Here is a 12,226-nt window from a genome sequence, read left to right on the forward strand (position 1 = left end):
GGACCTCCCCCCGCTCAAGCCGCCCTGATGGATCGGCACGCCGCGGCATCCGGCTCCGGCGGCGTGCCCGCCACCAGGGGCGCGGGGCGGCCGAAGAGGAAGCCCTGGGCTTCCTCGCAGCCTTCCGCCCGCAGCAGGTCCACCTGCTCCGCTGTCTCCACCCCTTCCACCAGTACGCGCATGTCCAGTGCCCGGCCGAGCGTCAGCACGGCGCGCAGGATGGCGAGCGCCTCCCGGCTATCGGCGATGTCGCGCATGAAGTGGCGATCCAGCTTGATGCGGTGGAAGGGAAAGGCCCGCAACGTGTCGAGGGAGGAATAGCCGGTCCCGAAATCGTCCATGGCCACCGCGACGCCGAGCGCGCGAATGGCCTGGAGCACGTCCAGGCATTTCGTGCGGTCGCCGATGAGCATGGTCTCGGTGACCTCCAGTTCCAGGCGCTCGGGGGCGAGCCCCGTCTCGTTCAGAACCCGCGCCACCAGCCCCGGCAGATCGCCATGGAGGATCTGGAGCGCCGACACGTTCACCGCGACATTGGCAGGAACAGTCCAGGCGGCGGCATCCCGGCAGGCGGTGCGCAGCACCCATTCGCCGATGCCGATGATGAGGCCGCTTTCTTCCGCCACCGGGATGAACTCGCCCGGCGAGATGTGGCCGCGCAGGGGATGGCGCCAGCGCAAGAGCGCCTCATAGCCCATCACCTCCACCCGGGGCCCCGGCTTGCCCACCGGGGCCGGCACGCCGGCGGGCGGGGGCGCCTGGAGCGCCACCTGCACCTGATAGTGCAGCTCGAATTCCCCATTCCTCAGCGCGCGGCGCAGTTCATGGACCAGGTGACGGCGGGCACGCACCGCCTCATCCATGGCCGGCTCGTAATAGCTGACCCCGCGCCCCGGGCGCCCCTTGGCGCGCAGCAGCGCCAGATCCGCATTGGCCAACAGCTGGGCCGGGCTTTCCCCGTCCCCCGGAAAGAGCGCCACCCCGAAGCTGGCCTGCGGCATTACATTGAAGCCCTTCACCCGCACCGGAGCCTCGATGCCCCGCTGGAGGCGCCGGACGAAATCCTCCACCTGCTTCTTCTCAAAAAACACCTTGGTGGCCGCGAACTCGTCGCTGCCCAGGCGGGCGAGAAACTCGCCGGTGCCGAGCGCCCCCTGCATGCGGCGGGCGGCTTCCCGCAGCAACGCATCGCCGCCTTGCTGGCCATGGGCCTCGTTCACGCCCTTCAGCCGATCGAAATCCAGCACGACCACGGCAAGGCTGGCGCTGCGCAGGCGCGCCCGCCCCAGCTCCCGTTCCAGAATTTCAGTGAAGGAATTCCGGTTGGGCAGGCCGGTGAGCGAATCCACCAGCGCCAGGCGACGCAGCGCCTCCACGGACTTGGCGCTGACATCGGAATCGATCATGGCGCTCACCGCGCCGGTGGCCCCGACCAGGAGCACGCCGAAGGTGAGCACGAGGGCAAGCTGCCCCGTTCCCGTCTGGCCGGCGCCGGCATCGCCATAGGGCACGAGGGCGAGCCCCGCCATGCCGGTGAAGTGGAGCGACACGATGCACAGCACGAAGGCCGCCAGCGCCAGCACATGCCGGCCGCTGATTTCCAAGCCGAGCGCGGCGAGCGCGAACAGGATGGAAAGACCAACGGACGCGGCCACATAGCGCGCGTTCCATAGAAGCAGGCCGTTTACCTCATAGGCCATCATGCCCACATAATGCATGCTGGCCACGCCCGCGCCCAAGGTGAGCCCCGCCAGCAGCCACGCCGCCAGCCCGCCGCGCGAGAGGCGTTCCGGCGTCACCAGGAAGGCGATCGCCGTGGCGGCGATGACGATGAAGAGCGACAAGACGGTATTGAAGGGGTCGTAGACAGCCGGAACATCGTTTCGATAGGCCAGCATGGCGACGAAATGGGTGCACCACACCACGCAGCCCGCCGACACCGCCGCGATGAAGATCCAGCCGAGCCTCTGGCGCCCGGTGCGGTGGCGGGCCCGACGGAACAGGCCGATGGCAATGGCGCTACCGCCGATGCAGACAAGGAAAGACAGAAGCAATAGCCAGACATTGTGCTCGTCGGCCAAGCACGAAACGATACGCATCAGAGAAAGACAGTCCGATGATCATTTACACAGGAAAAAATTGTAGGATCTCAGCTATGTCTGTGCAATGCACGAATCTTTGTCGACCCGCATTCCCGATTCCTGTGCCTTTTGCGGAACAAATCGTAGGGTAGAGCGTTTCTTGCGCCGCTGTCCCGCGATCCCCCTCGCCCGCCGCATCGTCTTTCGAGGAGGGTGAGATCAGCGTTTAGGGCACCCCGCTCCTGCAGAGCCGCAGAGCGCCTGACGGCGCTGAGGGCTCACTCTGCGCGGCGCTCCAGGGCGGCAGCAAGCCGCGCCCAATGGGCGGCGCGGCCGGGAAGGCCGAGGCGCACCAGGGTCCGCGACCAGGGAAAGATTCGCACCCAGATGGCGGCACGGGCCAAATGCGCGCGAGCAGCCACCGCATCGGGCACCTCATAGAGGCGGAACAGGTCCGTCCCCCCGGCACACCGCCAGCCGGCGGAGGTGGCGAGGCGGTCGAGCCGCAGGGCCTCGGCTTTCAGGCGGGTGGCGGTCTCTCGGGCCCAGACCCGGTCCTCCAGCGCGCGGCAGCCAATGGCGATGGCAGCGCCGGAGACCGGCCAGGGGCCGGCGAGATCGGCGAGGCGGTCGATGTCCGGCCCGCTCCCCAGCGCGAAGCCCAGCCTCAGGCCCGCAATGCCATAAAACTTGCCGAAGGAGCGCAGCACGATGAGGCCGCGGCGCGCCGCATAAGCGGCGAGCGAGGCCTCCGGCGTCATGTCCATGAAGCTCTCGTCCACCACGAGGCGCCCCACCTTCTCGCCGAGCGCCAGGAGGTCGGCGGGGGCGTGCAGGCGGCCGTCGGGATTGTTGGGGTTCACCACCACGGCAAGGTCCGCGCCGGCCAGATCCCGGACGTGCGTGGCTTCCCGCACCCGCCAGCCGCGCGCCTCCAAAGCGGCGCGGTGCTCGTTATAGGTGGGCGCCAGCACCGCCGCCTCACCGGGCGAATCGAGCAAGGGCACCAACTGAATGGCCGCCTGCGCCCCCGCCAGCGGTACGAGGGGGGCGGTGGTGCCATAGGCGGCGGCGGCCGCCGCCGCGAGGCGCGCCATGTCGGCGCGCGTGGGCAGGCGCGTCCAGGCCGCCTCCGGCACCGGCGGCACGGGATAGGGGCAGGCATTGATGCCGGTGGACAAGTCGATCCAGTCCTGCGCCGCGCCGCCGAAATGGGCCATGGCCGCGTCGAGGTCGCCGCCATGGTCGCGGCGGACGGGCGCGTCGGCGGTCGCCACGTGGGGCGCGCGCAGGAAATGGGCGTTGGGCATCCTCTCGTCCCGCCGTGGACATCGGCGCGGAAAGTGTCAGGAAAGCGCGCGCATCACAACCGGGACGGCCGACATGTCAGTCGCCCTCGGTCAGGCGGGCGCGCTCGCGGGCGCGGGCCGCGTCCAGATGGGCCATCACCTCCTCCTCGGAGCGGCCCAGATTGCGCAGGACGAGGCCGGCCAGATGCAGGCTCGCTTCCACAGCCTCGGGGATCACGTCCCGCGCGCCCAGCGCCGCCAGCCGACGGGCATGGGGGGCATCCTTCACGCGGGCCAGAACCACCGCATCCGCCTTCAGGCGAAGGGTGGCACGCACCATGCCCTCGGCGGCATGGGCCTCGTCCAGGGTGACGACCACCGCGCTCGCCCGCTCCACCGCCACGCGGGCGAGGATTTCCTCGCGGCTGGCATCGCCCAGAAACACCTGCCGCCCCGCCGCGCGCTCCAGGCCCACGCGCGTTGCGTCCGCGTCGAGGGCCACGAAGGGCACGCCTTGGGCTTCCAGGCTTTCGGCGACGATGCGCCCCACCCGGCCGAAGCCGCCGATGACCACATGACCGCCTTCCGGCGCAGCGAAGGCCTGAGCATCCTGCCGCACCCGCTCCAGCCGCACGCGTACCAGGCCGCCCGCCTGGGCGAGCCAGGGGGTGAGCACAAGGGTCAGCGTCACCACCGCCACGATGAAGCCCGCAGCGGCGCCGTCCAGCACACCTTTCGTCTGGAGCAGCCCCAGCACCACGAACGCGAACTCGCCGGTCTGGGACAACAGCAGCGCCAGCTCACCCGCGAGCGGAGCCTCCACCTTCAGGAGACGGGCGGCGCCATAGGTGGCGATGAACTTGGCGAGGATCACCGCCGCCGCCGCCACCAGCACCCAATGCAGGACCGGCAGAATGGCGGACAGGTCCACCCCCATGCCCACCGAGACGAAGAAAACTCCGATCAGCAGCCCCTTGAAGGGTTCCAGATCCACCGAGATCTGGTGCTGGTAGACGGTGCCCGACAGCATCATGCCGGACAAAAAAGCCCCAAGCGCCGCCGACAGGCCCGCCGCCTCGGTCAGCCCGGCGGTGCCCGCCACCACCACCAGGGTCACCGCCATCAGCAGGTCCCGCGCCCCGGTGCGGGCGGCGGCCCCCACCAGGGGCGCCAGCACGAAGCGCCCCGCCAGCAGGATGATGCCGACCGCCGCCACCCCCTTCAGCAGGGCCAGCCCCACCACCAGCCAGAGATTGTGCACCGGCCCGCCGATCAATTCCGCCGCCAGCAGCACAGCGACCACGGCCAGATCCTGGAACAGGAGGATGGCCAGCGCCGTCTTGCCGATGGGTGCGGTGGCGCGGCGCTCCGACACCAGGATCTGCATCACCAGCGCCGTGGAGGACATGGCCAGCGCCACGCCAGTCACCAAGGCGAGGTCGGTGGCAACGCCGCTGACGCGCAGGCCGATCGCCAAGAGGGTGCCGGAAAAAACCACCTGAAGCAGGCCGAGGCCAAACACCTCCCGCCGCAGCGCCCACAGCTTCTCGGCGGAAAATTCAAGCCCCAACAGGAACAAGAGGAAGATGACGCCCAATTCGCCGAACTGCGCCGCGCGGTGCTGGTCGGTGATGGTCAGGTAGGAGAGCGCCGGCGCCTGCCCCGCCCATTGGCCAAGGCCGTGGGGGCCGAGCAGCGCGCCGAGCGCGATGAAGCCGACCACCGCGCTCACCCGCGCCCGGTGGAACAGGGGGATGAGGATGCCCGCCGCCACCAGATAGACGAGCACGTCCTTCAGCCACATGGCGTTATGCATCGCCCTCGCCTGCCCTCGCCCGCCGGATTGCCTGACCTATCGTCACCTTCCCATGACAGGCCTGCGCCAGCCTTGATCGAAACGACCTTTTCGCGGCGTTTGGCCTATTTCCCGCCGAACAGGGAGGTGGAGACCTTGTCACCCACCGCGATGCCGAGCCTTTTCGCCGCCCCGCCAGGGATTTCCAGCACCGCGCGCACCGGCTCGCCGGAGGAGATGGTGGCCTCGGACATCGGGGTGGTCATGGCCGCGATGCGGGCAATGGCGCCGTCGGCGCGGATGAACAGCATGTCGAGCGGGATGTAGGTGTTCTTCATCCACATATAGACCATCTGGTCGGCGCCGAAATCGAACAGCATGCCCTGCCGCTCCGGCAGTTCCTTCCGGTACATGAGGCCGGTGGTGCGCTGCTGCTCGGTGCGCGCCATCTCCACCTCCAGCACCACCACGCCGTTGCGGGTGGCGATCTCCAGGGGATCGAGCTGCGCCGCCGCCACCGGGCCGGACAGGAGCGCCAGCATCAGGCACAGCCCGGCGACGAGGGCCGCCAGGGGTCGATTTGCGAAGGCGGCAAGGCGGTGGGCGGCCGGACGGCGCGTGGCGCGCAGGCTCGGGCGCAGGGCCAAAGTCGAGACGGACATCAGCGGACCTCGAAAGACGAGCATTCGCCTCCGCCTTACAGCACCCGCCGCCATCGGGCCAGGGGTGGGAGGGGGATCACGAAGGGGCAGGACGGGCGGCTGGCGGCGCGGATCGCGGTCGATTTCCCCCTGCCCTTGGTCGCGGATCGTGACGCGGCCATGGCGCCTCGGCACACGCCATCCGAACGGCCAAGGCTATAAGGGTCGCCTCGGCCGCCGAAGCTCAGGGGTGCACCTGAAGCACGATCTTCCCGAACCCACCGCCGGCTTCCATGAAACGATGCGCGTCGGCCGCCTCTGCCAGCGGGAAGACCTTGCCGACGATCGGCTTCAGCTTGCCATCGGCGAACAGGGGAAGCGCCCCTTCGGCGAAGCGGCGCACCATGGCCCGCTTCTCCTCGCTGCTGCGGGACTTCATGACCGTGCCGATGAGGCGCAGGTGATTGTGCAGAACGAGCCCCAGCGGGATCTCCGCGCTGTCCTTTCCGCCCAGCAGCCCCATTTGCACCAGGCGCCCGCCCGGCGCGAGGCTGCGCAGATTGCGGGCGAGATAGTCACCGCCCACGAAGTCGACGATCACATCCACACCCCTCCCCTGTGTGGCGTCGCGCGCGCCCTGTTCGAAGTCCTCCGACCGATAATCGAACGCCATCTCGGCCCCGAGGCGCAGGACATCGGGGCGGCGCGCGGCATTGGCGGTGGCGAAGACGCGGGCACCAAGGGCGTGGGCGATCTCCACAGCGGCGGAGCCGACGCCGCCGGCGGCGGCGTGAATGAGCACGGCCATGCCCTTCTCCGCGCCGCCGAGATGCACGACCGCCTCCCACGCGGTGACGAAGGATTCCATCACCGCCGCCGCCGCCACATAGGCCAGCGGTTCGGGAATGCGAACGGCCATGTCCCGGTCCACACGGGCATATTCGGCATAGGCGCCACCGCCCACGATGGCCATGACCCGGTCGCCCGGTCGCATGTCGGTGACCGCGCTGCCCGCGGCGACCACCTCGCCGGCCACTTCCAGGCCCAGCAGCTCGCTCTCTCCATAATGCTGCCGCCCGTAGCGGCCCTGCCTTTGCAGCAGGTCCGCACGATTGACGCCCGCCGCCATCACCTTGACCAGGAGATCGGTCGGGCGGGGTTGCGGCATGGGCACCTCGGCGACACGCAGGACATCCGCGCCACCGAAGTCCGCATAGGTGATCGCCTTCATGTCACATTGGCCTTGCCCAGCGCGCGGCGGGCGATGCTGGCGGCAAACAGCGGAGTTTCGCGACGATTATGATCGCCGCCGGCCTCCTGCCGGGCCACGGCCGCCTGCTCGAAGGTCTGGTTGTGCGCGGCGAGGAACGCCATGAACACATCGGTGGGGTGGGAGGTGACCCGGTTGGTGTAGCGGGTGCGGCCGTTCTCGCCCGCCTCGGCCATGAGTTCCCAGATCACGTTGACCTGCGTGCGGCCCACGGGGGTGAACACGTCCGAGATGGAGTTCATCCGGCAATAGGTCGCCGTCGCCTCCTCGGCCACATAGTGCTGGATGACCAGCCCGGTGCCGATCATCTCCACATTGATCACCATGCGCCGGCCATCATCGGTGGTGGTCACGCCGGAGCCGATATGATCGGGCGGGCAGCAGCGCAGATATTCCGCTTCCGGCAAGGTGAACAGCCAGTCGGCGATATCGACCTTCTCCAGGGCCACGTCGATCTCGGCGGAATAGGCGGACTGGGAGAGGAGTTTGTCGGTGAGGATATTCATGATGATCCCTTTTGCCTGAAGAGCTTGGCAGCCAGATGTTGAGCTTTCGGGGACGCGGGCCAGCCGCGCCTTGCATGCCATTGCGTGTGATCGGCCTTCGGCGATCGCCGTAGCGCGAAAGACGTTCCCTCCGCCTTCCGATGAACAATAGCCGACCGGATCGATTATTTATCTAATACTTTATTTCTTGATCTTGATTTCATCGTATAGAAATCCACATCAAAGTATAATGCCTACAGAAATCACCGCCAGAAGCGCAGCGTCAGTGCACGGGTTCATGGCTACCCGCAACCCCAGACACATGTCAGATGCCTGCGGTTCTGAAATGATTTAATGCTTCTACTGCCGGAGAAGGATAAGCCGTATCCCTCCGCAAACGGCTTTGCCAGGGGCGCAAAGATGAGACCGCACTTCGCTGAACACCTCTCCACCTTCGTGGATGTGGTGCGGGCCGGCAGCTTTTCCGCGGCCGCCCGCAAGCGCGCCATGACCCCTTCCGCGGTGATCCGCCATATCGACGCCCTGGAGGCGGATCTGGGGGTGGCCCTCTTGGTCCGGTCCACCCGCGCCTTGGCCTTGACCGATGCCGGTCGCCGCCTCCACGACAAGGCGCAGCCGCTCCTCGACCAATTGGCGGACACCCATGCGGAGATCGCCGCCTTCGAAGGGTCGGTCTCCGGCACGCTGCGGATCGCCTGTTTCCCCACGTTCGGCCGGCGATATGTGCTGCCGGTCATCGCCGCGCTGCAGGCCGAACACCCCGCACTCAAGGTCGAGCTCGACCTGACGGAACTGCTCGCCGATCCGGTTCTCGAACGCCTTGATGTGGTGGTGCGCATGGGGGCGCTGCCCGACAGCACGCTGATCGCCAGCAAGCTCGCGCCGCTGCATCGCCTGCTGGTGGCAAGCCCAGCCTATCTGGCGCAGGCGGGCGAACCCAAGGTTCCCGCGGACCTCTCGTCCCATCGCCTCATCGACAAACTGCACGGGGCCGATCTTCTCGGCTGGCGCACCGTGATCGGCTGTCCGGCCGGCGAGGACGGCAAGGGGGTGGTGACGTTCCGCTCGGATGATTTCGACGTCCAGCGCGCCGCCGCCGCGGCCGCACTTGGCATTGCCCTGCTGCCCAGCTGGGTGGTGGGACTGGATGTGAAGGCCGGAAAACTCGTCCGATTGCCGCTGGAGGGCGAAACGTGGAATGCCGAGCCCACCGGCATCTACCTCCTGCGCGCCCTGCCGCAGCCCAGTGCAAAGGTGAAAGCCTTCACCCAAGCCCTGCGGACCGCGATCGGAAATCCTCCCATATGGGATCCTGGCTGATCTAAGAGGGGGCAGCTGCCGCCTGCGAGCCTTCCGCTGACGGCTGTCCGCCGCAGCACGCCCCCCCTCAATGCGCCCCCGGCAACCCGTCCTCGGCTTTCACGTCGGTGGCCATGCGGCCCTTGGGGGTATCGCCGAAGCGCACCAGGACGGTTTGGCCCGGCCGCAGTTCGGTGAGGCCGTTGCGGCGCAGGGTTTCCATATGGACGAAGATGTCCGGCGACCCCTCGCCCTGGGTGAGGAAGCCGAAGCCGCGCAGGCGGTTGAACCATTTCACGGTGGCTGGCTCGAAGCCGCCGGTGGGGGCAATGGTGGCGCGCACGCGGGTGGGGGCGGGAATGGTCACCGGCACCGCTGTGGACAGGTCCAGCGACAGGACACGAAAGGCCTGCAGACCCTTCGCCCGCTGCACCGCCTCGCAGATGATGCGGGCCCCCTCGATGGCGGTCTGGAAGCCGTCGCGCCTGAGGCAGGTCACATGCACCAGCACGTCCGCCCCGCCGCCATCGGGGACGATGAAGCCATAGCCCTTGGCCACATCGAACCATTTGATGGTGCCGGCAATCTCGATGAGGCCCACCGGCCCCTGGCTTTCCGATGCCTCGCCGCTCACGGGCGCCTCACGGGGCATGACGCCTTCCGGCGGCGCCCCGCAGGCGCGACCATGTCCAGCTTCTCCCATGCCGGGTGCGTGCGCGCCGGGCCGCGTGACCGTTCCGGGCGTCCCCGCCAGATCGCCGGAAGGCCCGGCATCCGCCGGTTCGATCCCTCGTCCGTGAGACCCCATCTGACCCGACCCTACGCACGCGAACCCGATTCAACGGCGATAACCCACACGATAACATTCCCTGCGACAGCGCACAGCCTTTTCCAGGGGGAAAATCGCCACCCATTGCTGCTTTGTTGGGCATGGGCGTCCTTGGGGCACCCTGCCGTGCCCGGTCACGCAAGGCGTGATGCCGCGCTCACGCCGCGAACGCGGCCTCGCCCGCAAAGGGGGCGAGGACATCGCCGATCTCCTGGCGGATGACGAGGTCGGCAATCTCGTCGAAATCCGTGGGCTCGCGATTGAGGATCACAAGCTGCGCGCCATTGCGCTTGGCTTTGAGCGGAAAGCCAGCGGCGGGATAGACCACCAGGGACGAGCCGATGACGATGAAGAGGTCGGCCGCCTTGGTGAAGGCGTCCGCCCGCATCATCTGATCTTCCGGCATGGCCTGGCCGAAGGAGATGGTGGCCGTCTTCACCGGCCCGTCGCAGGCCTCGCAATCGGGCGCGCTGCCGCCGGACGCCGCGAAACGGGTGCGCACCCAGTCGAGCCCATAGCGCGTGCCGCAGTCCAGGCAGGTGGCATAGGTGGTGTTGCCGTGCAGTTCCACCAGCGCCGCGTCGGGAATGCCGGAGTCCTGGTGCAGATTGTCGATGTTCTGGGTGATGATTGCGGCAAGGCGCCCGCGCTCCATCAGCCGCGCCAGCGCCCGGTGGCCCCGGCCGGGGCGGGCCTGGCCGAAGGCCTCGTCCATGGCGAACTTGCGCCGCCACGCCTCGTCTCGCGCCGCCTTGTGGGCCACGAACACATCGAACGGAATGGGCTTGTTCTGCGTCCACAACCCGCCGGGGGAGCGGAAGTCGGGAATGCCGCATTCGGTGGAAATGCCGGCCCCGGTGAAGGCCACCGCGTGGCGGGCGGCGGAGATTAAATCACTCAGCTCGCTCTGCGCGGTCTTGAGATCGGGCGCCAAATTCATACCTTCCCCCTCGTCCGGCCCTCGCCAAAGGCCGCCCACGGCCGCGCTGCGCGTGGCCGACACATTCCAGGAGCTGACATGCGCTTTCTGCACACCATGGTCCGCGTCACGGACATCGATCAATCCCTGGACTTCTATTGCAATAAGTTGGGGCTGACGGAGGTGCGCCGCAAGGAGGTTCCGCAGGGCCGCTACACCCTCGTCTTCCTCGCCGCCCCCGGCCAGGAGGGCGTCGCCGAGGTGGAGCTGACCTATAATTGGGACCCGGAAGCCTATGGCGAGGGCCGCAATTTCGGCCATCTGGCGTTCGAGGTGGACGACATCTACGCCACCTGCGCCAAGCTGCAGGCTGAAGGCGTCATCATCAACCGCCCGCCCCGCGACGGCTACATGGCCTTCGTGCGCTCTCCCGACAACATCTCCATCGAGCTGCTCCAGAAGGGCGGCCCCAAGGCGCCGGAAGAGCCCTGGGCCAGCATGGCGAACACCGGCAAGTGGTGAGGGCCTGACGCCCTTCCCCGCGCCGGATTGACGGCGCGGGGGAGACGTCCCCCGTATCGCCTCAGCCGCCAGGGGCCCCCGCCGAGCCAAAGCCGAGCTGTCGAAACCCTTTCCCCGCAAGGCCGCGCCCGAGATCTCCACAGCCCCACTCAATTTCCCTTGTCCCCGGGCTTGCCTGCCGCCGGACCTCCCCCTATAAGGGCCACCCTGTCCGCGCCCTTCGTCTATCGGTTAGGACGCCACCCTTTCACGGTGGAGAGAGGGGTTCGACTCCCCTAGGGCGCGCCAGACAGATTTGCACGACAGCGCTGTTGGTGCCTTTAGAAGCCAAGTGCAAACCGTTGCAGCTTGAAGCGCGGGATATCACTCCACCGCCCACAGAGCGCTCCTCAAACGCGCTGCCAATTCCGCTTCCGTCATCCCGCCAGAGGCCAGCGTCAGCCAAGTGGTGACGGCCTGTGCATCGTCCAGGCCCAGCCCCATCCCGTTGAGCGCCAGGAAAAGCTCGCACACCACGAAAGAGGTGCGCTTGTTGCCGTCGATGAAGGGATGGTCCTTGGCGAGGCCATAGGCATAGGCGGCCGCGAGCGCGGCAAGGTCGGGCGCGTCGCCGTAATGGAACAGGTTGCGCGGGCGCGCGAGGGCGGCTTCCAGGAGGCTGTCGTCGCGCAGGCCGCGCCCGCCGCCATGCTCGGCCAGTTGCTCGTCATGGATGGCGAGGACCACGGACTTTGGGATCCAGCGCGGCTCGGCGCTGGCCGTCACTTGGCAAGCTCGCGCAGGACGTTGCGGCGCTTCTTCATGATGCGCCGCGCCTCTTCCATCTGCGCTTCGAATTCCGGCTCATAGGGGGTCAGGCGATAGCCGTCCGGCTCCTCGGTCAGATAGAGGGTGTCGCCCTGCCCCACCTTCAGGCGGGCGAGCACCTCCTTGGGCAGGATGGCGCCCACCGAATTGCCCATCTTGCTGAGCTTCAACGCGACCATGCCACATGTCTCCAAGCCGTCGCCCGCAGGCGATGCGTCAGAACATATGTAGGAACAGGTCGCCCCACAACACCGGTCAGGCCGCCCCT

12 protein-coding genes and 1 tRNA gene are annotated in these 12,226 nt (G+C 67.9%); 3 read left to right on the plus strand and 10 right to left on the minus strand.

Translation table 11 applies throughout. The features are described 5' to 3' along the window. Positions 1-14: 14 nt before the first annotated feature. The 6 genes from J5J86_RS10075 to J5J86_RS10100 form a co-directional block, all read right to left on the minus strand. The gene (locus tag J5J86_RS10075) at positions 15-2,099 is read right to left on the minus strand and encodes a putative bifunctional diguanylate cyclase/phosphodiesterase (RefSeq protein WP_209104761.1); all 2,085 of its coding nucleotides are present in this window, start codon (positions 2,097-2,099) and stop codon (positions 15-17) included. Positions 2,100-2,359: 260 nt separating this feature from the next. Further along, positions 2,360-3,391, minus strand: a complete 1,032-nt coding sequence (gene cobD / locus J5J86_RS10080) for a threonine-phosphate decarboxylase CobD (RefSeq protein ID WP_209104762.1) — start codon at positions 3,389-3,391, stop codon at positions 2,360-2,362. Between the two features lie 76 nt (positions 3,392-3,467). Then, positions 3,468-5,186 carry a cation:proton antiporter domain-containing protein gene (locus tag J5J86_RS10085; protein WP_209104763.1) on the minus strand — a complete coding sequence of 573 codons (1,719 nt, stop codon included), beginning with the start codon at positions 5,184-5,186 and terminating at the stop codon, positions 3,468-3,470. Positions 5,187-5,290: 104 nt separating this feature from the next. Further along, on the minus strand, positions 5,291-5,707 hold the full coding sequence (locus tag J5J86_RS10090) for a DUF192 domain-containing protein (protein ID WP_209105342.1): 417 nt from the start codon (positions 5,705-5,707) through the stop codon (positions 5,291-5,293). 343 nt (positions 5,708-6,050) lie between these two features. Next, complete coding sequence (locus J5J86_RS10095) at positions 6,051-7,037, minus strand: NAD(P)H-quinone oxidoreductase (RefSeq protein ID WP_209104764.1); 987 nt, start codon at positions 7,035-7,037, stop codon at positions 6,051-6,053. Beyond that, complete coding sequence (locus J5J86_RS10100; protein WP_209104765.1) at positions 7,034-7,582, minus strand: hypothetical protein; 549 nt, start codon at positions 7,580-7,582, stop codon at positions 7,034-7,036. Before J5J86_RS10100 ends, J5J86_RS10095 begins: the two co-directional genes overlap by 4 nt. 399 nt (positions 7,583-7,981) lie before the next feature. Here J5J86_RS10100 and J5J86_RS10105 point away from each other — a divergent pair, with 399 nt between their 5' ends. Then, positions 7,982-8,902: a LysR family transcriptional regulator gene (locus J5J86_RS10105; protein WP_209104766.1), complete on the plus strand. Its 921-nt coding sequence runs from the start codon at positions 7,982-7,984 to the stop codon at positions 8,900-8,902. 67 nt (positions 8,903-8,969) lie between these two features. Here J5J86_RS10105 and J5J86_RS10110 read toward each other — a convergent pair whose 3' ends face one another. Both J5J86_RS10110 and J5J86_RS10115 read right to left on the minus strand, forming a co-directional pair. Next, a complete protein-coding gene (locus tag J5J86_RS10110) occupies positions 8,970-9,533 on the minus strand; it encodes a cold-shock protein (protein ID WP_209104767.1) in 564 nt (187 codons plus the stop codon). Positions 9,534-9,867: 334 nt separating this feature from the next. Beyond that, complete coding sequence (locus J5J86_RS10115) at positions 9,868-10,650, minus strand: SIR2 family NAD-dependent protein deacylase (RefSeq protein ID WP_209104768.1); 783 nt, start codon at positions 10,648-10,650, stop codon at positions 9,868-9,870. Positions 10,651-10,728: 78 nt separating this feature from the next. Between J5J86_RS10115 and J5J86_RS10120 the strand changes: the two genes are divergently transcribed. Then, complete coding sequence (locus J5J86_RS10120) at positions 10,729-11,151, plus strand: VOC family protein (protein WP_209104769.1); 423 nt, start codon at positions 10,729-10,731, stop codon at positions 11,149-11,151. A gap of 213 nt (positions 11,152-11,364) precedes the next feature. Next, positions 11,365-11,439: transfer RNA gene (locus J5J86_RS10125), tRNA-Glu, on the plus strand. Positions 11,440-11,514: 75 nt separating this feature from the next. Here the strand turns inward: J5J86_RS10125 and J5J86_RS10130 are convergent. Beyond that, positions 11,515-11,916: a type II toxin-antitoxin system death-on-curing family toxin gene (locus tag J5J86_RS10130; RefSeq protein ID WP_209104770.1), complete on the minus strand. Its 402-nt coding sequence runs from the start codon at positions 11,914-11,916 to the stop codon at positions 11,515-11,517. Then, a complete protein-coding gene (locus J5J86_RS10135; RefSeq protein WP_209104771.1) occupies positions 11,913-12,137 on the minus strand; it encodes an AbrB/MazE/SpoVT family DNA-binding domain-containing protein in 225 nt (74 codons plus the stop codon). The genes J5J86_RS10130 and J5J86_RS10135 overlap by 4 nt, the downstream gene beginning before the upstream one ends. Between the last annotated feature and the right edge of the window lie 89 nt (positions 12,138-12,226).

Origin of the sequence: Aquabacter sp. L1I39, from assembly GCF_017742835.1 — a bacterium.
Classification (GTDB): domain Bacteria; phylum Pseudomonadota; class Alphaproteobacteria; order Rhizobiales; family Xanthobacteraceae; genus L1I39.